This is a genomic window from Fibrisoma limi BUZ 3 (assembly GCF_000296815.2).
GTDB lineage: Bacteria > Bacteroidota > Bacteroidia > Cytophagales > Spirosomataceae > Fibrisoma > Fibrisoma limi.
Window position 1 is genome coordinate 859,648 of record NZ_CAIT01000006.1, and the last position, 24,701, is coordinate 884,348.

Below are 24,701 nucleotides of genomic sequence, written 5' to 3' on the forward strand. Positions count from 1 at the left end.
CCTCCTTCAGTAGTGGTCCGGGGTTTGGCATTTACCTTCGTTTCAATCGGCTCATTAAACTCACTATCTTCAACCTAATACGTACTGCGGACGCCCATGAACCCAATAAAAAAAGAAGACCTCAAACAGGAAGTGTTTGACCTCTATGATGACTACGCCCACAACCGTATCGACCGGCGTGAGTTTACCCAAAAGCTGTCGGCCTACGCCGTGGGCGGCATTACGGTAGCTTCTCTGATGAGTTTTCTCATGCCCGACTACAAGGGTGGTATGCAGATCAAGGTGGACGATCCTCGCCTGAAGTCGGATTATGTTACGTACCAGTCTCCCAAGGGGGGCGGCTCCATCAAAGCCCTGCTGTCGAAGCCGGCCGATGCGAAAAAACCGTTGGGCGGAATCATCGTGGTTCATGAAAACCGAGGGTTGAATCCCCACATTGAAGACGTAGGCAGACGGGCCGCTCTGGCCGGTTTTATTTCCATTGCGCCCGATGCCCTAAGCCCGCTGGGAGGCTATCCGGGCAATGATGACGCTGGCCGCGAACTGCAAAGCAAACGAAACCGCGACGAGATGCTACAGGATTTTGTCGCGGCTTTTGATTATCTGAAAAGCAACAAAGACTGCAACGGCAACATAGGAGTCGTTGGGTTTTGCTTTGGCGGGTGGATTGCCAATATGATGGCGGTACGTATTCCCAATCTGGCAGCTTCTGTACCGTTTTATGGCGGTCAGCCGACGGCTCAGGACGTTCCTGCCATCAAAGCCCCGCTGCTGTTGCATTACGCAGCCCTCGACACGCGGGTGAATGAGGGCTGGCCGGCCTATGAAGCCGCCCTGAAAGCCAATAACAAGGAATACACGGCTCACATGTATCCCAACGCTAATCACGGCTTTCATAATGACACCACCCCGCGGTATGACAAGGCAGCCGCCGAATTGGCCTGGAAACGAACCATCGATTTCTTTAAGGAAAAGCTGGCGTAGCAGTTAGAGACTTTTTGCTGCCTCTCAACCATACCAGATTCTATTATTGATGCGTGAGTAGTAACTTGTTGGTTTAGTTTACACCCAACAAATGGTCGGCTATTTACCCAGGTAAAGATCTGGGTTTTGACGCCCCTGCTAAAGTGTGCTGAAAAACCACTTAACCCATAAAAGCCGCCCCTTCCAGGGCGGCTTTTATGGGTTAGTAAAGACTAATGTAATCAGTAGACAGCGCGTTACATCTCCTGAAATACGTATGTGAAGGGCCAATATTTCTCCATTCTGAAGTAGTGTTGGCAGTACCTTCGACACTACCAATCACTTCACCGATACGGCCAGGCGCTCATGACCTTGCAAATTTCTCAAGCTCAGCGTTGAACTTGTCCATTTCCTCCAGGAACAAGGCGTGCCCGCTTTTTTCAAATTTTACCAGGTAAGACCCCTTGATGCCTTTGAGCAGTTGTTCCGCCTGAGCAAAATCGCATAATTTGTCGTTGACGCCATGAAAGATGGCCACGGGCATGTTGATTTTCGCCAGTTGTGGCCGCAGGTCAAGGTCGCGCAAGGCGGTGATCGCTTGTGTGGTGGCGTAGGGCGATGCATCCAGATTGATGCTTTCAAGCCATCTGAGCGATTCGGGGGAGAGTCCGCCTTCCTGCCCGGCAAAACCCTTTCCAAAACCCGCCACCAATTGCTGCCGGTTGGTCTTGGTCTGCTGAATCAGCGCGGCTGCATCCTGGTCGGAGATGCCGTACGGATAGCCGTCCCGTTTTTTCCACGACGGACCCGATGAGCCAAATAACGCAAGCTTGCTGATGTGCGCTCCATTGTATTTGATCACGTAGTGCATCGTTACGGCGGTACCCATTGAAAAGCCCCCGAGGACAGCCTTCTCGATTTTCAGCTTTTCCAACACCACTTTGATGTCGTCAGAGAACGTGTCGAAATCGTATTTCCCGTAGGGCCGGTCCGACTTACCAAAACCGCGCAGGGAAATACCGATGACCCTGAATCCTTTATCGACCAGGTACTGATATTGATACTCATACATCGCGTTGTTCAGAGGCCATCCGTGAATGAGCACCACCGGCTGACCTTCGCCGAGGTCCACGATGTGCAGCTTAACGTTTTTTTCTACTTCGATGTACTCATCCCGGCCGGCAGAGGCTGGCTTGCGCGTTTGCGCGATTAGAAATTGACTGACGGTTAGCATAAGTCCGATAATTAGTGCAATTGTTTTCATGTGAATAATCTGTTTAGACTTCAAGTGGTAATCTGTTACTTATTAGCTGATTACGGTTGAATTTGACATAGCAAACCTCCAACAGGGTGGGCAAAGCAATCTTGTCCACTCTTCAGCAATACTCCGTTGGTAGCCGTACGCAGATACTACTGGCCGCTTACGGCTGTTGTGAAGAAAAAGAAGAAGGAGTTTTTAGGATGTGTAGAAAAAGCGTAGTTGCTTCAATCGTTGTTGAACAAGCCCGTTCTTCATTGGCTCAAATCGGGTCACCTCAACGTTGTCTTTACTGACAACCACATGAAAAGGCTGATTCAGCTTAGCGGTGAGGTGGTAGATCGTGGCAAGCTCAGCAATATCCTCAGACCAGGCTGCCATTCCATACAACGAGGGAAACGGGGTTTGCGCAAGCTTCCGATACACGTCCGGGGCCAGGCTGATCGGCATGGGCTGACCGCTTCGGAAACGGGTCTGTTCCAGCAATGAATCAATGTATCTGTCATCAGGCACGTTCATCGTGCGCCAAACACCTTTGGTGAACGGGGTGGGTGCAATGACTGCGCGGCTTCCTGAAGCATGTGGGGTAATGTTCCTCACGGCATCGACGACATGCGTAGCTTCATGCAGCAAGACGTAAAGGATTGCATCCAGGCTGCCCCCTTCGACACGCACGGCATAGCTGGAATCAGTTGTCCGCTTGAAGCAACTGTTTTCTTTCCAGGATGCCCATTCTGAGATGGTCTCATCCAGCAAACCCGCCCGAAAAGTGATATTGAATTTTTTTGGCCCGTCACCAGAATCGAGTAACGAAGTCAATGCCGTGTTGGGCATATTATCCATGAAGCTGATGCTTTGCAGATGCTGCGTCAAAATGCGCTGATGTAACGGAGGCAACAGGTTAAAAGCCTTGCTCACTTTTTCTTTTTGAGCTTGCGTTAACTCGTGGTTCACAGGCTTCATACCGGCCTCGCTGAACATCTTGAAGACGCTTTCAGGTGCTGTTCGTATCCGTTGAGACAGGTCGAGCTGGTGCCTGGAGTTTGACTGTTGCCCCAGCGTACAAGTTGAAAGCAACAGCATTGCCAAAGCTGAAATGGTAAATGAACCCCCTAATTTTTTGATCATGTCTATGGCTACTACGTTAGCGTGTATTGATTTCACAGGATGATCTGTAATAAGCTATGCGGATTTACGGAGCATCCTGTGAACATCTACTCTAAGCGTTTACCCGGTGATTTTTAACGAGCGGATCAGCGTATCCTCTAACCCAAGGTGATAGTGCAAAACGATTGGGCTTCCTGGGAAGGTGCCGGTTACTTCCACAGTCAGCACCGCCGATGTGTCCGATTGCTGATAATCAATTGGTTTGGTCTGCATTTGGTACTTTTCAGTCGCCTGCTGTATCCACTGCTCAATTTCGGCTCTGCCCGAGTAGGACGCCCCTTCGTCGGAAACGGTGGCGTTGGCTGTAAAGTATTGCGAAAATCTAGTGCTGTCCTGTTCGTTTTGTGCCTGAATCAGGCCTTCTATGTTGTCAGGGAGTGTCATGGTTCTATAGTTTATGATGATCGACATGAGTTTGGTTGCATCAACAGCTTGATCGTCGGCTGGTCTATACGGTAGGTATCGTGCCGCCGTCAATTACGTAGTTGGTGCCGGTGAGGTAAGCCGCCCGGGGCGACACCAGGAAGCCAACGAGCTCGGCTACTTCTTCTGGTTCGGCAGGTCTTCCGAAGGGTATTCCACCCAAAGCATCCATAACACTTTGTTGAGCTTCCTCAATAGAAATATTTGAACTCTGGCCGATCCTTTCCAAGAATCGTTCGACATTTTTCGTCCTGATCCAACCTGGCGAAACAGTGAGTACTCGCACACCCTTCGGGGCAACTTCGTTGGATAGGCTTTTACTATAATTGAGAAGACCGGCTTTTGCTGCCGCATAGGGCAGGGTAGAGTCGTACAGGGGCAACTTCGCCTGGATGGACGCGATATGGACAATCACCCCTTTACCGCGCTTAATCATACCCGGCAAAAAGCCGCGGTCCAGCCGCACGGGCGCTAATAGATTCGTCTGAATAGAGGATTCCCAATCCTGATCGGACAGCACGGCAAAACCACCACCGGGCGTTTCTGAGCCGCCCATGTTATTGACCAGAATGTCGAGGTAGCCGAATTTTTCGAGTACTTCATCAACTACTTTCTGCGTTCCTTCTGATTTGCTCAGGTCGGCTGCTATAAAGTATGTATCCTTGTTCTCGTTTTCGGGCTTGTTTCTTGCGGTGATGATCACCGTTGCACCCGCTTTCAAAAAGCGATCGACAATTGCTTTACCCGTACCTTTACTGCCGCCGGTAACCAGTGCAATTTTTCCCGCCAGTTCGTTTTCAAAATTAAAGTCCATTACGCTGTTGATTTGTTTAGGACAAATTTCGGGAGTATGGCAGGGGCTGACAAGTAGGGATTTACGATTCATATAGGGATAAATTTATCCCTATCAAACTGCCCACTGCATACGGTTATCTTTGTATTATGTACGAACGAAAGACATTGCCTAACCTGAGCTGCGGACTCGATCTGATCGGCGAAGTGCTGTACGGCAAATGGAAGATACGGCTTTTGTGGTTTATCAACGAAGGATATAAACGCCCCAGCGAGCTACAGCGAAAGATTCCGGGGGCATCCCGGCGCGTCCTGACTGCACAGCTAAAGGAACTGGAAAACCACGAATTGGTTGGGAAAGTGATTTATCCGGTTGTCCCGCCCAAAGTCGAATACTATCTCACTGATTTCGGAAAATCACTAATACCCGTCATTGACGCCATGGGGCAGTGGGGGGATCAACATGATGAGCGTTTACGCACACTCATCAGAAATAGCCACGATGGTGGCAATCGTAATCTGTAGCATACACTTTCCTGTGTACCGGTAATGTGTTGCAGGCATCATTGTGACCCGGCCAACGATCGGCCCAGAGCCCCCTTTCAGGACTCGTTGTAGTGAAGAGTCAGGGCACGAATCAGACTACTCGCCTGGTCTTTACCACTCAGGCCAATACCGATACGGGGAGCCCGGTCCCAACGGGGCAGAAAAGAGCCATCCAGCGGGGCATCCGTCAGCGGGACATACTTACCTTCCTGGGTGCGCCAGCCGAACTCATAATACTGGCCTCCCTGACACCGTACCTGTAGCGTAACTAAAGGAGTATTGTCCGCTACCGGCTGCGTTTTTAACACCCAACGCGTTCCCGCTTTAATCTGCCAGAGTTCAACTTCGCCCGGCCGAATCCCAATGCCTAGCTGATTTTGCGAATCACCGTATACACACAAACTTTGAAGCAGGTCACCCCTGGGCACGATGGCAGCCGACATGGTATAGGTCCCTTTTTTGACGACCAGCCCCAGGAAGGTGCCCGCCTGATCTGCTTCCTTATTGACCAGTTGCAGTTGGCCTTGATGAACCCTATACGTTGGCTTGGGAAGGCTCACGTCCCACACCCAGGGCACTGTGTTGTCAGTCTGGCTAAAATCAGCGGTCAGGTTTATCTGCCGTTTCTGGGCTGCCAGAAGCGGTGACTCAGCCCGAATGGGCGTCGAGTGCCCATACCGAAAAGCAGGCCATTGGCTTTTATCGTCCCAAATCAACTCACTCAGCACGCCCTGACGGCCGGTAAAGGTAAAATCGTCGCCGTTGTAGGCATGGTGTAAATAAAAGTACCGCTGATCAGGCGTAACCACTACGGTTCCATGACCCGGGCATTTCCAATTTTTATCACTGATCAGCAATGGGTTACTGGCATATTTCTCCCAGGGTCCCTGTAGTTTTTCGGCTCGGGCCAACCCCACCTGGTAATTACACTGTGCCCCGCAGCAGGCATTGCCCGAATAAAGCATGTAGTAGTAGCGACCTCGTTTAAAAATTGCCTGCCCTTCAACTCCCCCTTTTTCCCAATTAGCCTGCTCAGCCTGCAGGAGCGGAAACGCCTGCCCCGTAACCTTGAGCCCATCAGCCGATAGTTCAGCGCCCAGAATCTCGATAACCCGGCCTTTATCCAGCCCGTACGCTTTCCAGGTAATAAAGAGTTTGCCGGCCTCATCAACGACAAAGGGATCAATCGCTTCGCTTGTCCATTCCAGTAACAAACCGTGGTCGGTAAACCCCTTTGTCAGGTCACGGCTGGTAGCAACCCCGATAAACGAACGCTGGTCAGTTTTTCGCCGGGCAGTATAGTACACGTAATACGTGCCATTCCGGTAGAAAAGCTCCGGTGCCCAGTAGCTACCCATCGTCCACGGTGGTAATTCGTTAAACACCGGACCAACATACGTCCAGTTCACCAGGTCTTTTGAGGTATAAATGGGATAGGCTGGCCCCCACTCCGAGGAAGTGCCAACGGCAACGTAGCTGTCGCCAACCCGAACGACGGATGGGTCAGCGAAATCGCCCGCAATAACTGGATTTGTATATGTAACCCCAGGGGCAGGGGAAGATTGCGCTACGGCCTGCAAGGCCGTAGCAAGAGAAATAATAACGATAAGTAAATAGATTCTCATCCGATGATGGCTTGGTGACCGAATAGCCGATGGTTGATTTGACAGGCGCCAGCCCAAAAGCCGAAAGATAGGTAGCTGACCTGATCGTTCCGCATAAAATATGCAATTGTTAGTATTGGTGATTACGGTGCGCCCCGATAAACCAGCCTGATCTACCACTGGCGAAAGGACGGATGCCAACGCTAGGTAAGCCTGCCCGCTTCGGCACCGATGGCGCGTAGTCGGGCGGTATCGAGACGAGGTCGGCGTTGAACGTAAATTGATCGGTAATCTGCACACTTCAGGGGCGTACAGTCCTGCATGGAGTTCGTTAACGTTGCCGTACTATACGGGTAAAAGTGCTTCGGCACAATGACTTACAGACCACTAACTTTATAGCGATGGGGCAGAAGATGGCCTGAAACTGGATGCGTAGACTGCGGGACTCCCTCCTCGTTCCTGCTGGAATCAGGGGATTAGTTCGTTCTCCAGCAACTGCTGCATCACAAAAGCCTGGGCTCCGCAGGGCTTCGCCATCTCCCCAAGCTGCGACAATTCAATCGCCAGGGTATCCCGATAATTTGGCAGGCAATTCGTTTCGATAGCCTCCTCAATAGGCCGGATAATGGCTCGCTCGGCCTGCGCCAGCACCCCGTTCACAATAATCAATTCCGGGTTAAACAGATGCACCGCAATGGCCAGCCCTCTCCCCAGTTGCTGGCCCGCTTCCTGGAGTAACTCTATCGCGAAAGCATCGCCCGCATTGGCCTGCTCGATTATGGTTTCGATGGTTAAGGGGTCTGCTTCGGCGAGCCGAGACACCTGTCCATTTCGCAATCCGGCCTGCGCCCGCCGGATCAGCGACGGAGCCGATACCAGGGTATCCAGACAACCGATTTTACCGCAGGAACAGGGCTCACCGTTTGGGTCTACCTGAATGTGGCCCAGTTCACCGGCAAATCCGGCGGTTCCCTGCAAAATATCGCCGTTTATGATAACGCCCATCCCGACACCCCAGTCAATCAGCATGGATATGACATGCTTCCGCCCCTGGGCCAGGCCAAATCGGTGTTCGCCCAGCATGATCGCCTTGGTGTCATTGATAAAAAAAACCGGCGCGCTAAACAACTCTTCGAGCAGTTGATTCAGCGAACTTCCTGTCCGGCTAATCTCCGGATACGTGTGATTAACCCCCAAAACCGGATTGACAAGACCGGGTAAGGCCGCCCCTACCCCAACCACCGTTAGCCGATCGGCCCGGATCTGGTTGGCGAGTTCCTGCAGGGGAGCTTCAAGTTGCTCAACAAAATCGGCGGAATTAGTCAGTTGCAAAGGCAGATCAACTCGGTACAGAACGTCATTCAGGAGGTTGAATACAAAAAATTTCGTGTCATGAACCGTACTGTCGACAACGACGATGGCATATTGCTCCGGGTTAAGTGCAAACAGGGACGGTTTCCGGCCAAACTGCGCAACACCGGTTCCAACGCCCCGCACCCAGCCACCCAGAATTAGTTCGTCAATCAACGCTGTCATAGATGGTACGCTGCTGTGAACCAGTTTCGCCAACTGCGCGATCGACTGAGGACCAGACTGGTACAATTCAGTAAGCACCTGGCGTTTTATGCGGTACTTTTTGGCATCAATAACAGAGAAGAGTATATTATCCTGCATGAGTGTAGCGCTTGGGGCGTGGAAATCAATCTAAAAAATGAAGGTTGAACGACGCCCAAAAAATAGCAGTTCGTTCTCAAAAAATTTAATAATATATGTTAACATCACAATTTTATGTCCTCTAACTGACTTAGCTTTAAAAAAAACGTAACAACCGGGTGAAACTAAAGTATCCGCAGCCTGGCTGAACGGCCTGATACAATGATCAGGGCTGTATTGAAGACGTTTTTTTACGTTCCCAGTTTCCTTTTTCCGGCTGCGGCCGAACAATGTGTACGTCGAGGATGGCGTATGGACGGGCCAGGTATTCGCGGATGAGCGTCTTAATCGAATAACCATCGGGAACGTCCTGTGCAGCAAACGCTACGGCCTGGATCCCTTCGTGGTTGCCGATGTAGAGCGCCCGGGCATTATGAAAATTCTGGGAGATGATCGTGATCTTGTGCTGGTTAAATACGTCCCGGCAGCGGACCACTGAATCAAATGTGCGGTAGCCCGCGTAGTCCAGCAGCATAACGGTTTCAGGAACGCCCAGTTTCAGCAGCGCCCGCTTCATGTCCACGGGTTCGTTGTAATACTCGGAGTCGTTGTTACCGCTAAGTATCAGGTATTTCACCTTGCCCTCCTTGTACAGTCGGGCGGTAGCTTCCATCCGGTACCGAAAAAATAGATTTTCCTTCCCGCTCCGCACGAACTTACTGGTACCCAGAACCAGACCAACGTCGTTGGATGGCAATTGATCGATGTTGAAATAGATTTGATCCCGCGTATTGTAGACCACCCACCAATTGCAGATCAGTACGGTCGTGATACCAACGAAGCCAAGAACGATACCGCCCTTGACCAGTCGCTTCACCACACGCACCCACGCAACCTCGTGGTGTTTATCTCCGCTGTAGTCGGTGGTATACAACGTCGGGTTCATTAATGGTACGAAAGTTACGAAAATAAGCCTAACTGTACCGGCTCCTTTTCTATCGGTTCGTCAGTATCGGCCCCCTCTTCCGGTAAGACCGTTTCGAGCGGTGTACCGTTGGCATGGCCGGATTTACCGTCAGCATTCGTTAACGGCACTGGCTTAGGGGCCAGCAGTTTAACATCTTTCACCTTAGCAAACGGCAGCTTGTTGCCCAGCGCTTTCCAGCCCCGCACCTCAATAAAGCCTTCCGGCTCCAGCACCATTTTCTCGATCGGTCCCCGTTCCTTCACCTGGTGTACGATCTCAATCCGCGGATACCGGTCGGGCGTTACGGCCAGCAGCCGCGACCCTTTGGTGTCGCCGATAAAGCTAAACTTCTTATCCAGCGATGTCGTCTCGATCTTGAACCGCTTGACGTACCACGATTTCTGGTTGGCTTCGTAGTAGATCGCCGACAGCACCGTTTCCGGATCAAACTTCATCAGGATGGCAATGTCGCCCGGCTCATATCGGTTGGTCAGATCAAAACTCGTCAGTTCGTACTCGCCATCGTTATAAACAACCAGAATACTATCCTTTGCCTCAAAATTACCCAGCAAACGGCCCCGTTCGTCGCGGTTCAGTCGACCGAGGTGATCGTCGTACCAGATGTCTACCCCGCCGAGGGTCGATGTGCCCGCCGTTTTCTGCGTAATCTTCCGGACGGGGTATTTCGTCAGGATATTTCCCTGCGCCGAGCGATTTTTAATGCCGACCGTAGCAAAGTCAAAATCGAACTGTTTTACCTTGGCCGAACTCTGGGCCGTCAGGTTTACGGTAATGACTTCCGCTTCACCGTTGTCGTTTGCGCTGAAATACAACACTTTCGACTTGGGGTTACCCATTGTCAGATCGTATTCACGGTCGCGGGTCACCCCCGTAACGGGAAACCGTTTGATCATCGAGATCCCCGACTTGGCATCCAGATAGACCAGGTTGTAGATTTTCCGTTCGTCATTTTTCTTAAAGACCGATACGTACAGAATATCCTTACCCACGAAAACCTTCTCCTGAACTTTCGTCACCATGCACTTGCCATCGCGCCGAAACACAATGACATCGTCGATATCCGAACAGTCGCTGACGTATTCGTCTTTCTTCAGTCCGTATCCAATGAAACCGCTTTCCCGGTCGACGTACAGCTTCTGGTTGGCAGCGGCCACCACACTCGCAGCGATGGTATTAAACGCCCGAATCTCCGTTTTGCGCTCCCGGCCCTTACCGTATTTTTTCTGCAACTCGCGGAAATACCCAATTGCGTAGCGGGTAATGTTTGCCAGGTTATCTTCGGTTTCGGCCAGTTCCTGCTCCAGTTTACGCATCAACTCCTCCGCCTTGAAGCCGTCGTACTTCGAAATTCGTTTGATCTTGATTTCAGTAAGCCGAATCAGGTCATCTTCCTTAATCTCGCGGTAGAACTGCTTCTTGAATGGCTTCAGCGCCTTATCGATCGTTTGCAATACGGCTTCGAAGGTTTCGCATTCTTCGATCTTCCGGTAAATCCGGTTCTCGATGAAAATCTTTTCCAGCGAACTGTACAGCAACCGCTCCATAAGTTCAATACGCCGAATTTCCAGTTCGCGTTGCAACAACTGTACCGTTTGATGCGTGTTGACGCGCAGAATATCCGTAACGCTGACAAAATGGGGCTTGTCGCCGATAATGACGCAGGCATTAGGCGAAATTGATACTTCGCAGTCGGTGAAGGCGTAAAGGGCGTCGATAGATACGTCCGGTGAAACGCCCGGCTGCAGGTGCACCAGAATTTCAACGTCTCTGGCCGTATTGTCGACCACGGCCGGTATGTTCTTGGCGGGTGATTTAATGCGGATTTTACCCAGCTCGGATGCCTTCACAATCGACTCCATCAACTGCGAGGTCGTCACGCCAAACGGTACATCGCGAATGGCCAGGGTCTTCTTATCCACCTCTTCAATGCGCGCCCGAACACGGACTTTACCGCCCCGGTGGCCGTCGTTATAATTCGTTACGTCAATCAGGCCGCCCGTCTGGAAATCAGGATATAGCTGAACGGACTTGTCCTTCAGAATCTGAATGGAAGCCTCGATGAGTTCGTTAAAGTTGTGGGGCAGGATTTTGGTCGATAACCCAACTGCGATCCCTTCTACGCCCTGCGCCAGCAGCAGCGGAAATTTGACCGGTAGGGTTACCGGCTCACGCTTACGACCATCGTACGACAACTGCCACTCGGTGGTTTTGTCGTTAAACAGCGTATCGTGCGCGAATTTCGACAGCCGGACTTCAATGTAGCGTGGAGCCGCGGCCCCATCGCCCGTACGAACGTCGCCCCAGCTACCCTGTGTGTCGAAAAGCAGTTCTTTCTGGCCGATGTTAACCAGGGCCTCGCCAATGGATGCGTCGCCGTGCGGGTGGTACTGCATCGTCTGCCCAATCACGTTAGCCACCTTGTTAAAGCGGCCATCGTCCATCTCCTTCATGGCGTGCAGAATCCGGCGCTGCACCGGCTTCAGACCATCTTCAACAGCAGGGACGGCCCGCTCAAGAATAACGTACGACGCGTAATCAAGAAAGTAGTTTTCATATAGGCCCGACACGACAGTCTGGTCATGCAGGACTTCATTAGTGGTGTTGGTTATAACGGGTTGATCTGTACCGGCATCGTCGGATTGCGACAGACCGTCTTCGATCGGCTCCTGCTGTTCTTCGTTCATCATGTACTATTACGGAACTATTACAGTTGACAAAAAGGCGGGATCAGTCATGGGTCTTCAAGCCCTATGACTCCTTAAAGATACAAAAAAATAGCGATAATCGTGCATTATGGGCAGTTTTTCCTGAAACATACCATAATACAACTGTAACATAAACCCAGAATACACGTAGGCTACTGATGAATCGCTACCCGTACTTAGTAACCTTTCGACAGATCAATCTGGTTCTCCAGCGGGTCTCCATTCCGAAACCGCTGGAGGTTGCACAGGAACTGGGCCGCCTTGCCTTCATCCTCGGCTTTCTGCCCACCTCCGGTATGCTGCGTCAGAATAACGTTCGGCATCGTCCAGAGCGGACTATCGGTCAGCAGGGGTTCCGTGGCCGTTACGTCCAGCACGGCCCCGCCCAGTCGACCCTGTTGCAGGGCTTCAATCAAAGCAGACTCGTCGGTAGTACTGCCCCGGCCAATGTTAGCGTAGACGCCATCGGCGGGCATGGCCTGAATCAGTTCGGCCGAGAAGAATCCTTTGGCTGTTCCGGGCAGGGTATTAATAACAAGGTCGGTCCGGGGCAGAATAGCCTTCAGTTCATCAACCGAATGCAGATCCGCCTGGGGATCGGTGCGGGCCAGCATTTTCACGGTGCAGTCGAAGCCGGTCAGCATTTTGCGAACAGCCTGCCCGATTGCGCCCGTACCCAGAATGACGACCCGTTTCTGACGTAATAACCCCAGCTTGTAGCGGATGGGTACGCCTACCCAGTTTCGCTGGTACTGCAGTACGGCCAGTTCGTGGATATGGCGGTAGAGACCGATAATACCGGCGACAATGGTTTCGGCGCAGGGCCAGGCAAAGAAATCACCCATATTGGCCACCGGAACCGACAACCTGAGGTTCTGATACCCATCAAAACCAGCCGAATCGAGCTGCCAGAACTGCAAGGTTTGGGGTGGCCTGGCCAACCAGGCCGGTGGGACATTGCCCATCACGACCTCAGCCTGCTCAAACGCAGCCTGCAGTTCATTTTCGGGCAATTCGGAGCGGAAACGTACATCGGCAAAGTCTGACACCTGCTGCCGAATTTCAGCGCGGGTCGCGTCGTTTAGGCGGGTATAAACAAAAATCAGCATATAGCAATAACATCGGAACGGGGCGCTTGTTCTATCGCCCTCCTTTCAACTGGGCCATCAGCCAGGTCATCAGCTTTTCGGTCTGCTCGGGATACGTCCAGTGGCCGGTGTCCCGGAAGAGCTCGAGTGTTTTCTTTCCCGGAATGACATTGTAGGCAGCATACATAGACGTAGGCGGACAGGTTTCATCGTTAAATCCCCACGAGTAGAAGCCCGGTACGTTCACCAGCCGGGCGAAGTTAACAACATCGTAGTAGCCCGTTGTCCTGATTTTGTCCGGTTTGTTGTTCACATCAAGGTTATTACCGGTAAACAGGTGCGGCCAGCCACCGGCGCGGTTGTTCAAATAGCCCGTTACGTCGCATAGGGCCGGATAGTAAGCACCCAGCCATTTGATGCGCGGATCGAGCGCGGCCGTGATGATCGATAAAGCGCCCCCCTGGCTCCCACCCGTTACGGCGAGGTTCTGCCCATCGAACTGCGGCATACTGGCCAGGTAATCCACCGCCCGGACACAGCCGAGGTACACCCGCTTGTAGTAATACCGGTCACGGTCGTCGAGATTAGCCTGCTGGTAGTTCCGCAACGGTCCCCGGCTCAGGTCGAGGTACACACCCGGGTCCATGATGACCGGTACGCCGTGGATACCCACTTCGAGCGTAATGAAGCCTTTGTCAGCCTCGGCGATCATGCCCCCATAGGGTCGCACACCTGCTCCGGGCACCCGCAGAATGGCTGGGTATTTTCCTTCCTTCTTAGGTACGCACAGAATCCCGTAAAACCGAGAATTGTCGATATTCTGAAGGCTGAGGTGGTACACATTCGTACTTTCCGTACAGCGCTCGGGCAGCAGCGTCATGCGGGCGTCGATGGGCAGCTTGGCCAGATCCTCCTTAGCCTTATCCCAGAACGCCTTGAAATCGGACGGGTTGGCTACGGTCGGTTGTATTTTCTCCGGCTCAAAGGCCGCCGTTGTCAGATTCCGGTATTCTTTGCCGTCTACTTCCACCATAGCCACGCAGCGCAGGAAGCCGGCGGTTCGCATGGTTCCGGCATCGACCGTAATGGGCGTGTCTTTGAGCGTAATGGTTTCAGTTTTGGTAGGGGTCATTTTTTCCGGCCCAATTTCATACCGCAATCGGGCTCCCTTGAGCGGAACGCTGTTCTGATACGCCTGAATAGTAAAGCGGACCGGTTCGCCAATCCGGTACGTCCAGTCGGTATGATCAGGGGTGATGATCAGTTTAACAAGCCGTTCGACAGGCTGGGCCAGTAGCGTCCGTATAGGCAGACAGACGATCAGCAAACAGACATACAGCGTTTTTTTCACGGGCGTAGTCAGGTAAGGTACTGCCCATAAATGACAATGCTGTCGTGTTTCTACTTATGACCGGCTGAAAACAAACAACGGAACCACCGGCTTCATCCATGAAGGGCCAAGCTTGCTGACAATCGACCTTATTCGTCCTCAGGAAACCGGTTCGGATGGAGACACTCCTGCCAGTAGTTCACGATCGCCTGCAGCTGCTGGCGCATCTGCTCCATATTCTGCCGTTTTTCGAAGAAGCCCTGGATAGTCAGTTCGTATGCCTCCTCGACCATCTTTCGATGAACGGGGTGGGTAAAGAATATAAACGGTATGGCTCTCCTACGCAGAATGCGATCTTCCTCAATGTGTCGGCGTAGTTCCAGCCCATCCATCATCTGAAGGCTAACCTCCGAAATGATCAGGAATGGACGCTGGTCGGAGTTCCGCAGATACTCGAGCGCCTGTTCGCCGTTGGTGAACACCAGGAGTGGGTTGTTCGGGGCTACGCTTTGCCAGATCGGTTTTAACAGTAGATGGTCGTCTTCATCATCATCAATAAAAATGATGGGCCCATATTCTTCCATTTAATGCTACTCAATTAGGTTGTTTAGCCATTACAACCGTAAAGTGAGTAAGTTGTTGGACAAATGGGGTCTACTTTATTCTGTAACATATGCTCCTGCTACCTTACGCCACTCGTTCTATGGCTCGTTTTGGGCTACCAACCACCTGAGCGTTAAGCAGGCACCGGATCAGCAGCATCAGCCCGAACAGCGTATCGGCCCCACCCGGCACGTTCGATAAAATCAGCCCGACCAGAATCAGCACGGCCGTGACCAGGAAGTACGTCCGACGCCGAGCGGTTGTTGATGTCGGGCCGGTTGCCCAGTAGATCAGGGGCAGGTGGAGGGGCATCAGCCAGAGTAGTGTGGGGTTCCAGGCCGTTACGCCGTGGTCGGTGCCGACCCATAGCAGGAACAGAAACCAGCCCAGGAAGCCCGAAACACCGAACAGCAGCCGGTCAAGCCAGCGGTCGACCTTACCGTCGCGGTACCGCCGGATGCTGAATACGCTCACGGCAATGGTGAGCAGGGCAAACACGACATTCGGATCGAAGAAAAACGGCAGTTCTTTTTTGAACGTTCTGGCGGCCTGGAACACAACCCGATCCTGTGCAACAGCCGGTGCCACGCGGCCATCAGCCTGGCGGATGGTCGCGTGCGCAAACTGATCATGTACGTTGTTGGGCAGATACATAGCCTGCCAGCCGGTCGTTATCACATCGGCGGGGCGACCGATGGCCAGATTCATACCCAGTTGGGCCCAGGGTTGTTCGCCCAGGTAATCGTTCATCCAGTCCCGGTATGATTTACCAGTACTGACCGACCTGGACGGGATAGTGAGGCTGTCGCCACAGGCCTGCGAAATGACATCGCGCGGACGGGTAGCACAGTTGTCGTAGAAGAATTTATACTGGTACGTACGGTTCTCGGGCCGCATGTTTGTTTCCAGCACCTGGAGCAGCTGTTGCGTCTGCCTGGGCGACAGGTTCAGGATTTGCTCCCGGATGGTGCGGTTTTCGCTTTGATACGCATACACCATCAAATTCATCTCGTAAGCGTCGATGTAATACGGCAGGGTTCCGCGCAGAAACTTCACGTAGAAGTTGTTCTCGGAAAAGCGGAATCCCCCCCAGCCGTAGGTCATGTCGAGCCCACGCATGGGGTCATACACCCGGATGGCGGTATGCCCAAATGACGAGTATAACTCTTCCCCCGGGCCAAATGTGAGCAGACTTATCTGAGGGTACGTTTGAGCCAGGGATACCGGGGGGCGGGTAGTCACTAAACCAATGGTCAGCCCCAGCACGACTAGAAACCGTCCGACCAACTGTTGTTTACTCGTCTTCGTCGTCTGATTTTCCACCCCGATCCTTGCGGCCCTTCCCCTTTTCGGGCTCTTTCCCCTGAACACAGATAACCAATTCACCTTTTGGCGTTTTTTCTGCAAAATAAGCAATAAGTTCGGACAATGGCCCGCGTACGTTTTCCTCAAAAAGCTTGGTCAGTTCGCGGGAAACGCTGGCCGGGCGGTCGGGACTGAGAAATTCGGCCAGTTGTTGCAGCGTTTTGAGCAGACGGTGGGGCGATTCATAGAGAATCATGGTCCGCTCTTCGTTTGCGAGTTCGGTCAGCCGGGTTTGCCGCCCCTTCTTGTGTGGCAGAAATCCCTCAAACGTGAAGCGATCGGCCGGAAGACCGGAGTTGATTAAGGCCGGTACGAACGCCGTTGGGCCGGGCAGGCATTCGACGGGGATGTCGTGCCGGATGCATTCACGTACCAGCAGGAAGCCGGGGTCCGAAATACCGGGGGTTCCGGCATCAGATACCAGCGCAAGGGTTTTGCCGCTTTTGAGTTGATCGACCAGCCGCTGCACCGTCTGGTGTTCGTTGAAGATATGGTAACTGTGCAGCGGTTTACTAATATTCAGGTGCCGTAGAAGTATGCCCGAGGTGCGGGTATCTTCGGCCAGAATGGCATCTGCCTGCCGAAGTACGTTAATAGCCCGGAGCGTAATATCGTCGAGATTCCCGATGGGCGTCGGGACGAGGAATAATTTCATACGGCAAGTTTACGGGTTTACAGGTTACGGTGGCCGGGTTTCGGTTTACAGTTTTCGGTATACGGTTGTGAGCCTTGCCCTATACACCGACATCTGAAAATGTAAACCGAAACCCTTTCCCTACCCTCTACGCCCCGATAAACGGCGTAGCGATAGCCAGCACCTGCGCCCGCGTCAGGGGTTCATCGAAGGCATCGCCGGCGGCTGAAGCACCCAGTGTAATACCAGACACCTGAAGGCTGCTCACGTTCACCCCGCCCTGGGTTACGTTGCCTTCACCCTCGTACACGGCCGCAATGGCAGCCGGATTATCCGTCGACGTAGCCCAGGGTTTCTGCCCACGAATCCGGCGTACTTCAGCCGCGTGACGGGCCTCCACCGAGTGAATTTGCAGAGCCGCCTGCAGTACGTCGTCGTTGCTGATGAGGTTAGCCGCCTGCCCTTTGTAGGCCCGAACGCCCGTATCTTCCAATGCCTGCGCTACGGTCAGAAACGTCTGGTAGTTAGACAGTACGTTCGGATAAGCGCCTTTGGCCGTTGGGTCCAGCCGGGGGCGTGTTACGGTTGTGCCACCCGCCGTCCGGATTGCGTTTTCGATGAAACCAACGTGCCGTTCCTCATGCGTGCTGATCTGCTGGAAAACGGCCCGGTCGCCGGCCGGAATCAGCCCGGGAGCCGCCAGCGCAGCTTTGTAAAACGAATCCTCGAGGTATTCGAGGGTGAGGGCAAAGTTCAGAATTTCCAGAATGGCAGCCGCGTTGCTGGTTTGTCCATAGGCCGTTTTGAGGCTAGCCCCAAACGCCAGGGGTACAGCCACAGCAGCCGCTTTGGTTCCAAGCCGGAACAGGTTTCGGCGCGAGGTCCGGCCAGCGGCATGGTTCAGCCGCTCGTATGCTTCCGGATCAACAGTTTCAATATCGGAGAGAATTGCGTTCAGATTCATGGTTTCCAGATTTTTGATGGTTTACAGTTTTTGGTTTTCGGAGATGAGCAGGGTACGAAAGGCAGAACCTTCCCACCGTATACCGAAAACAGTAAACCGAATACTTACGTAGTAGGTAAGAGATCGCCGTTGACAACCGTACCCGTGTATGGCCGAACTGCCGACAGCACCTGCTCGGGTGTCTGTACGTTCTCGAGCCCGTTGAAGGCCACTACTTCGTCGGACGCGAAATAGGCCGTCCGGGGCTGCAATAAATCAGCAATGAGGGCTGCATGACGCGCTTCCACAGACACGATTTTACCGGCCAGCGTCAGGAAATCCGGGTTTTTCAACAGCTTACCGGCACCGTTGTAAGCCGCTACGCCGGTATTTTCGAACTGCCGGGCAGCCGCCAGAATAGCAGCACGGTCGGCGAAATTCAGCGAGCCGAAGTTCAGTTCCAGGCTTTCGATCGCATCGCCCCCCAAAGCCGTCCGCAGAAACTCCCGGTGAATAATTTCATGATCCCGGATGTCAGTGAGCAGTTGCGTTTCTTCCGGCGTAATGCCCGCATAAGGGGTAGTCAGCATCTGGGTATAGAAGGCTGCTTCCAGTTGTTCGAGGGCGTACGCATAATTCAGAACCCCCACGTCGTCGCGGCCCAGTTGCACCCCACCTACGTAGGGATTTTCGTCATCGAGCAGGTTGCTGCAGGCGGTCAGGCCCGTAGCCGCCGACGTAACGCCCAGCACCTGCATGAACCAACGCCGGCCCACCTTACCATTGCAGGCGACGGAGTCAATCATTACGTTGAACATAGTTGAATAATCGTTAAATAGTTACTGAAACTGAATCTGTTATACTAACTTATCAATGGCCGCGGCCAGCTCCCGGTCTTTTTCGGTCACTACATTGCCGGCGTCGTGGGTTGAGAGCCGGATGGTAACCTGGTTATACACATTGGACCACCACGGGTGGTGATCCAGTTTCTCCGCAATGAGGGCCACGCGGCAAATGAACCCAAAAGCCTCATTAAAATCGGAAAACATAAAACTTCGGGTGAGCTGGTTGTCCTGTTCCTGCCACATAGGGCGCTATCAATTGAGTTGTCAGGGGTACAACCCCCTGATGGCCGGAAGTGTTTAACACAGTCAGGTTATTCCCCCGACGGGTGGGGGGATGAAAGCACGCCAATGGCGTAATAAGTTAGATGCTTTACCGACGAGCAGCCTGATTGGCCGACGCGCTGAGTTTAAACAGGCGACTGGGATCATCTTCGGGCCGAAGCTGCCACACCGTCCGGTCGGGGTAATAGCGGAGCAGCGCCTGGTTCTGAATGGCCCCTTTATCGACGGCCCAGATAACAGGCTGCGAATCGATCAGCGCCTGGTTGAATACCCATTCGCTGGCGACCGGATGATTCGGCCCGTATTTGACCAGCACGATGTGTCGGCCACCCGCATCGGCCAGTTGGGTTTCGTGGGCGAGCCGCTGCCGAATGGCCTGTCGCGGTTGACTGAACGCCTGCCGCCCCGTTTCGATCAACAACACCGGCACCGACGCCAGCAGTATAGCCAGCACCAGTCGGCGGCTCCAGAGTTGCCAGCCATGAAAAGCGGGGCGCTGCCAGAACGGGTAATCCCAGAGCGGGTGGCCGTAGGTTTGCCAGAGAATCAGCAGCCCCTGCCCAACGGCCACTGCCAGCGGGCCGGTAGCAGCCGCCAGGTGCTGCGGCTGTTCGGATGATCGAAGCAGATTAGCCCCGAACAGAAGCAGTATGCTCCAGTAGCATAATCGATCCGAAAGCGACCGGGAGCCCGTTAGAAACAGTAAAAACGGAAGCAGGAAAAGCACGCCCAGGTAGAATGTTTCGAACAGGTTTATTTTCAGGACGGCTCCAATAAAGAAGCCTTCAATCGAATGCCGGTAAAAAAACTGTGCGCTCTCCCGTTTGTGTACCTTTTTCATTTCGGGTCGGTTATAGACCGGCTCCCGACGGGGTTTCTGAAGCAGCGTAGGCCGGGCCTGTTCATACCGGGCGTTGTAATAGGCATAGGGCATCTTGGTCGGATTACCCGTCGTTTGGTAGTCATACGCCGGCAAAGCGGCAATAGCTAGAAACAGCCCCAGCAAACCAAGCATCCACCGCAGCATCGGCCGGAACCCCTGCCAATACAATGTTTGCTGGGCTACGTAGAGCAGCATGACCAGCGGAATCACCGAGAAAACCACGCCTTCGTACGGCTGGCTGGTCCAGAGAGCCAGTACACCAACGGCCATCAGCAGCACGTATCGGCCCCGCGACTGCTGCTGCAGGGCAATGGCGCCCCCCAGCAGTAGGGCTCCCCCCAGCATCGGTACGCCCCCGTCCCAGAAGGCCAGTCCCCAGCTAAGCACAAACGTCGAGTGAGACGCGACCAGCCAGCCCCCCAGCAAGGCCTGAACGGGAGGCAGACAGAGCGTCAGTAACCAGTACACGGCCAGTACCGCCAGCACGTAGGTCAGCCAGACGCCCACTACGGATGAGCCAAACACGACCTGCCCAAAAGCCATAATCATGCCCTGCGCCGGGGGTAGGCTGGACGCGTAGAACGGCTGCGAAATGATCTGGTGCGTTTCAAAAAATGTCCAGAGCGGATGCGACGGGTTCGTCAGGCGGCCGTGGGCAAACGTATCAGCGGCCAGTTGGTGACTGAATTCAGCGCTGGCGATGGGATGCGGCCAGGCCACCACCGACAGCAGCAACAGGACGCTCAGCGTATAACCGGCCAGGTAACCGTAAGCGCGGACCGGTCGATAGGCTGTCCGCAGCAGAAAGTCGTTTACCCGGTAATATAGAGAGGTGTCGGTAAGAGAAAACGGGCGGTTACGGCGTTCGAACCAAAGGATAACGAAAAACGCCAGAACCAGAACAATGAATTCAATGGAGCGATGTTGCGGAATGAGCATGTGACCAGCGAAGGGAACAGCAAGCTACCCTTCAAATGGCGAAAGTAGCCAAAGATACCTGTCGTTGACATGCCGTGTAGTAAATGCCGCCCCGTCTGATTGGCCAATTGATAAAAAAAGCAGCGCGATGACCAGATCATCGCGCTGCCGCTTATCTACCCGACTACCGATCTACCGGTTCGTCGTCGTGTTCAGGTCGTCGTCCAGGTCAGTAGTTGTACGACCTGTTGTACCCATGCCGCGGTTCATGTCGGTCGAGTTGATGTTCTCAACGTCAACCTCCGTTTTGCGAACCGTATCGCGCACGGTTTCTTCCCGTTCGTCAACATCCTTGCCCAGCGAAACCTCTTCCACTACACGGGCCTCTTTGCCGACTACGGGCACTTCTGAGCGCTCAGTTACTTCGATATCCCCTTCGCGGAAGGTATTGAAGTCGGCATCCGTGGCAGGACGGTCAACCGGTGTCCGAACAACCCGTACGTGCTCCTGACGCAGCCGGACAATTTCCTCAACCGGACGCTCTACGATACGGCTCCGCAACCGGACACCGCCCGTCTGCACTTCCCGCTTGCCGATGTTCAGGTTTTCTTCCATAACCTTCATCGTCGTGTCATCGTCGGTCGATACCGGGCGGTCACGATCCGTCCTGTAAGCATCAGACGTCGTATCTATATCGGAGGTCGTGTACGCACCCGATGCCATACCGGCGTTCGTATTGCCGGTCATGCCGCCGTATTGCGAGGCCCGCTCATTAACGTCAACAGCACCCGCGTCATCAAGAATATCGGCTGCCTGCTCGGCTTCGTCCGACGTTTGGGTGTACACCGAAACAACGGTTCCCCGGTTGGCAACGTCCGTGTACCGACGGCTGGTCGTGTACTCATCGTCGTCATCGCCCCCAAACAGTGACCGGAAAAATCCACCGATGCCACCGCCGTTGTCGTCACGGTCCCGGTCGCGATCCCGATCAACGTCGATGTCGCGGGTTGCTCCCAGGCTAATCGTGTCGTTGGTCGCGCTGCCCGAATAACCCGTCTCGCTTGAGTAGCCGGTGGTTCCCTGCGAATAACCAGTGGTATTCTGGCTGCTCTGGTCCATGATGTCAATTGAGTCGCGCGTAAATCCGTTGTCCACCAGCCGATCTACGGCATCCTGCGCGTCTGTTGCGCTGTCGAAAATTCCAATCACAGTCTGTGCCATTGTACTAGGGGTTTTGAATTAAGTGTTAGTAATAAGCTGATTGATTCAAAGCTGATGCGCGTCGGCATCAGTGGGGGAATCCCGCTGCACGACAACTTCCTCCCGGCGGAGGGTCACCTGCTGGGGTTTATGCGTTTCGGTTCGTCGCTTCGTAACGTGTACCTCCTCGACCAGTACCAGTCGTTTTTCGACCACCACAACCTCCCGGAGAATGGGAATGATCATCGTGTCACCTTCATACCGGATCGGCGGTGGAGGAACATCAACGTATTGATTGATCGTCACTCGCTGCACGTTCACCTCCTCCTGCGTTGTCGGTACGTCTACCGTTTCCTCTTCTTCCCGAACGAGCTTGGAGAGTCGTATCCGACCTGTTTCCACTACTTCCCTGTCAATTCGTACCTGCTCTTCAATCACCGGAATGGTGATGGGCGGTTGTTGGTCCTGGTTGTCCTGAGGATGCATAGTGAGTCGGGTTTGCTGATGATCAATTACGTGCCTGACTGGTCAAAAGCTATGCCATATGTTGATTATGTGGTAGTTAACAGAATAACCACCGACGCATTGTCCCATTTATTCTACATAAAATATAGAATTTTATTCTACACTTGCCGTGCCAGCACCCGCCGGGGTGGTAGATTACATTTTCGTGAAGTTGAGGAAACGACTCGTTGGCGTTATGTTCAGGCGGCCGGCAACCGGAAGTAAAAGGCAGCCCCATCCGTTACGTCGGGTTTCAGGCCAATCTCTCCCTGCATGGCCGTAATGAATTCCTTAGAGATGGCCAGCCCCAGCCCCGTACCGCTTACCTGACCGTTGTTGCCGGGGGCGCGAAAGTAGCGGTCAAACACCCGGTCGCGGTGTTCGGGGCGAATACCCGCCCCATAATCGCGCACAAGAAATTCAACGAACCCCTGCACGGGCCTGACCTGAATATCGATACGGTTATCTTCGGGACTGTGCCGTACGGCATTCGACAGAAAGTTGACCAGTACCCACGAGGCTTTGTCGGGGTCGGCCTGAACCGGCGGCAGATTGGGTGCCATGTTTACGTTGAACCGAATGTGTTTCTGCTCAACCTGGGTACGTAGCGCGTTCATGGCTACGTCGATGATAGCACCGGGCGCTACGTTAGCGATCTGCAATTGAATCTGTCCCGACTCTACCTGAGCCATATTGAGCAGTTCTCCCGTAATGTTGAGCAGCCGATCGGAATCGTTGCGGACGTGGTCCAGCAGTTGTTTTTGTTCATCGTTCAACAGACCGATGCGCTGGTCTTCGAGCAGTTTCAGGCTCATTTTGATACCGGAAATGGGCGTTTTCAGCTCATGCGACACGGTAGCGATGAAGTTGGTCTTGGCCAGGTCGCGCTCCTGGTAGGGCGTAATGTTCTTCAGCACGATCACGTAGCCGGCCTGCTGCGCCTGCTCTTCGCCCGTACGGGTCACTTCCACTACGTGAATCTGCTTATTGAAGTAACTTTCCTTCCCTTTGCCGTCGGTGTCTACGTCATAAATCTTGAGCAGCCGACCTTCACGGCTCATGGGCTCATCGGTCATCAGTTCCTGAATCAGCGTCCGCATCAGGTCATTGACGGAAGCTACATCGGGGGCGTATTTACCAACCAGTTGCGCTTCGGTCAGCCCCAGCAGCCGACAGGCCACGGGATTGGCGAACAGAATCCGCCGTTTTTCGTCCAGCCCGATGATGCCGTCGGACATGATCTGAATGAGGGTATCGATGCGTTTCTTTTCGAACAGCACCCGCGCCAGGCTGCTGTGCTCATACTCATCGAGTTTCTGAGCCATCGAATTGAACGACCGGGCCAGTTCGCCAAACTCGTCGCTGGACTGAAAATGGAGTCGTTCTTCAAAATTCCGGCTGGCAACCTGTTTAATACCACGCGTTAGCTCCCGCAGCGGATTGGCGATATAACCCGGAAAATTGATAATGAACGAGAAAACCACCAGGAAACACAGCGTCCCGATAAACGCCAGCCAGACCAGCGCATCATTGGCGGTCTGCTCGGCGGTTCGGTTCTTCCGAACCATGGCCTGGCGGTTTACGTCGTCAAGCAGCAAAAGGGAATTACGCAGCCGATTGATGGTCAGCGAGTCGCGGGCACCGGCCTTTACCCGGTTAAAGTCCCGCCGAAGCGCATCCGTAAGGCTCTGCTCACCGACCTCCGTCACATTACGTTCCTGAAGACGAAGGTTCTGCTCAAAAACAGCTTTTGCATCAGGATCGACAGCCAGGTTCATGAGCGCCTTCTGCATGTCGCTGGTGTATTCCAGCGAAATGTAGTTATCCTTCAGAATCGCCTGGGCGTCGTTGGAAAGCTGATTCAGGTAGTACGCTCCTAATCCCCCCAGCGCCAGAATGATGGCGAACATAAAGGTCAGTCCCAGGGATATTTTGGCTTTTAGAGTCATGATGGAGGGGGAGAAAGGGAGGAGGGAGAAAAGGGAGAAAGGAGAAAACCGCTACTTC

General features: G+C 53.5%; 23 protein-coding genes. 2 read left to right on the forward strand and 21 right to left on the reverse strand.

Translation table 11 applies throughout. The annotated features are described in order from the left end of the window. Positions 1-96: 96 nt before the first annotated feature. Positions 97-984 carry a dienelactone hydrolase family protein gene (locus BN8_RS11520; protein ID WP_009282046.1) on the forward strand — a complete coding sequence of 296 codons (888 nt, stop codon included), beginning with the start codon at positions 97-99 and terminating at the stop codon, positions 982-984. 343 nt (positions 985-1,327) lie between these two features. Here the strand turns inward: BN8_RS11520 and BN8_RS11525 are convergent, their stop codons facing one another. The 4 genes from BN8_RS11525 to BN8_RS11540 form a co-directional block, all read right to left on the reverse strand. Then, a complete protein-coding gene (locus tag BN8_RS11525; RefSeq protein ID WP_009282047.1) occupies positions 1,328-2,227 on the reverse strand; it encodes an alpha/beta fold hydrolase in 900 nt (299 codons plus the stop codon). Positions 2,228-2,419: 192 nt separating this feature from the next. Further along, on the reverse strand, positions 2,420-3,349 hold the full coding sequence (locus tag BN8_RS11530; protein WP_009282048.1) for a hypothetical protein: 930 nt from the start codon (positions 3,347-3,349) through the stop codon (positions 2,420-2,422). A gap of 99 nt (positions 3,350-3,448) precedes the next feature. Beyond that, a complete protein-coding gene (locus BN8_RS11535) occupies positions 3,449-3,772 on the reverse strand; it encodes a nuclear transport factor 2 family protein (protein WP_040006001.1) in 324 nt (107 codons plus the stop codon). A 64-nt stretch (positions 3,773-3,836) separates the two neighbouring features. Further along, positions 3,837-4,625, reverse strand: coding sequence for an SDR family oxidoreductase (locus BN8_RS11540; protein ID WP_040005748.1), 789 nt, complete (start codon positions 4,623-4,625; stop codon positions 3,837-3,839). Between the two features lie 128 nt (positions 4,626-4,753). Here BN8_RS11540 and BN8_RS11545 point away from each other — a divergent pair, with 128 nt between their 5' ends. Next, entirely contained in the window at positions 4,754-5,128 is a 375-nt protein-coding gene (locus BN8_RS11545; protein ID WP_009282051.1) for a winged helix-turn-helix transcriptional regulator, read from the forward strand. Positions 5,129-5,205: 77 nt separating this feature from the next. Here the strand turns inward: BN8_RS11545 and BN8_RS11550 are convergent, their stop codons facing one another. From BN8_RS11550 to BN8_RS11625, 17 genes are all read right to left on the reverse strand, one after another. Next, positions 5,206-6,774 carry a glycoside hydrolase family 43 protein gene (locus BN8_RS11550; protein WP_009282052.1) on the reverse strand — a complete coding sequence of 523 codons (1,569 nt, stop codon included), beginning with the start codon at positions 6,772-6,774 and terminating at the stop codon, positions 5,206-5,208. A 109-nt stretch (positions 6,775-6,883) separates the two neighbouring features. Further along, positions 6,884-7,051, reverse strand: a complete 168-nt coding sequence (locus BN8_RS33250) for a hypothetical protein (RefSeq protein ID WP_009282053.1) — start codon at positions 7,049-7,051, stop codon at positions 6,884-6,886. 170 nt (positions 7,052-7,221) lie between these two features. Then, complete coding sequence (locus tag BN8_RS11555) at positions 7,222-8,427, reverse strand: ROK family transcriptional regulator (RefSeq protein ID WP_009282054.1); 1,206 nt, start codon at positions 8,425-8,427, stop codon at positions 7,222-7,224. 205 nt (positions 8,428-8,632) lie between these two features. Further along, entirely contained in the window at positions 8,633-9,352 is a 720-nt protein-coding gene (locus BN8_RS11560; protein WP_009282055.1) for a SanA/YdcF family protein, read from the reverse strand. Positions 9,353-9,366: 14 nt separating this feature from the next. Next, positions 9,367-12,081 (reverse strand): DNA gyrase/topoisomerase IV subunit A, encoded by a 2,715-nt coding sequence (locus BN8_RS11565; RefSeq protein ID WP_009282056.1) that lies wholly within the window; start codon positions 12,079-12,081, stop codon positions 9,367-9,369. A gap of 194 nt (positions 12,082-12,275) precedes the next feature. Further along, entirely contained in the window at positions 12,276-13,208 is a 933-nt protein-coding gene (locus BN8_RS11570) for a D-2-hydroxyacid dehydrogenase (protein WP_009282057.1), read from the reverse strand. Between the two features lie 31 nt (positions 13,209-13,239). Beyond that, positions 13,240-14,538 (reverse strand): acetylxylan esterase, encoded by a 1,299-nt coding sequence (locus tag BN8_RS11575; RefSeq protein WP_009282058.1) that lies wholly within the window; start codon positions 14,536-14,538, stop codon positions 13,240-13,242. A 128-nt stretch (positions 14,539-14,666) separates the two neighbouring features. After that, positions 14,667-15,101, reverse strand: coding sequence for a response regulator (locus tag BN8_RS11580; protein WP_009282059.1), 435 nt, complete (start codon positions 15,099-15,101; stop codon positions 14,667-14,669). A gap of 103 nt (positions 15,102-15,204) precedes the next feature. Next, the gene (locus tag BN8_RS11585; RefSeq protein WP_229367911.1) at positions 15,205-16,443 is read right to left on the reverse strand and encodes a lipoprotein N-acyltransferase Lnb domain-containing protein; all 1,239 of its coding nucleotides are present in this window, start codon (positions 16,441-16,443) and stop codon (positions 15,205-15,207) included. After that, positions 16,415-17,140: a 16S rRNA (cytidine(1402)-2'-O)-methyltransferase gene (rsmI, locus tag BN8_RS11590; RefSeq protein WP_009282061.1), complete on the reverse strand. Its 726-nt coding sequence runs from the start codon at positions 17,138-17,140 to the stop codon at positions 16,415-16,417. The genes BN8_RS11585 and rsmI overlap by 29 nt, the downstream gene beginning before the upstream one ends. 127 nt (positions 17,141-17,267) lie before the next feature. Further along, positions 17,268-18,083, reverse strand: a complete 816-nt coding sequence (locus tag BN8_RS11595) for a ferritin-like domain-containing protein (protein WP_009282062.1) — start codon at positions 18,081-18,083, stop codon at positions 17,268-17,270. Between the two features lie 104 nt (positions 18,084-18,187). Continuing rightward, the gene (locus BN8_RS11600) at positions 18,188-18,880 is read right to left on the reverse strand and encodes a ferritin-like domain-containing protein (RefSeq protein ID WP_009282063.1); all 693 of its coding nucleotides are present in this window, start codon (positions 18,878-18,880) and stop codon (positions 18,188-18,190) included. Between the two features lie 39 nt (positions 18,881-18,919). Next, entirely contained in the window at positions 18,920-19,150 is a 231-nt protein-coding gene (locus BN8_RS11605; RefSeq protein ID WP_009282064.1) for a 4a-hydroxytetrahydrobiopterin dehydratase, read from the reverse strand. 127 nt (positions 19,151-19,277) lie between these two features. After that, positions 19,278-21,011: a hypothetical protein gene (locus tag BN8_RS11610; protein WP_009282065.1), complete on the reverse strand. Its 1,734-nt coding sequence runs from the start codon at positions 21,009-21,011 to the stop codon at positions 19,278-19,280. Between the two features lie 171 nt (positions 21,012-21,182). Further along, entirely contained in the window at positions 21,183-22,211 is a 1,029-nt protein-coding gene (locus tag BN8_RS11615; RefSeq protein ID WP_009282066.1) for a YsnF/AvaK domain-containing protein, read from the reverse strand. A gap of 45 nt (positions 22,212-22,256) precedes the next feature. Beyond that, on the reverse strand, positions 22,257-22,676 hold the full coding sequence (locus tag BN8_RS11620; protein WP_009282067.1) for a YsnF/AvaK domain-containing protein: 420 nt from the start codon (positions 22,674-22,676) through the stop codon (positions 22,257-22,259). Between the two features lie 218 nt (positions 22,677-22,894). Further along, entirely contained in the window at positions 22,895-24,643 is a 1,749-nt protein-coding gene (locus tag BN8_RS11625) for a sensor histidine kinase (RefSeq protein WP_009282068.1), read from the reverse strand. Between the last annotated feature and the right edge of the window lie 58 nt (positions 24,644-24,701).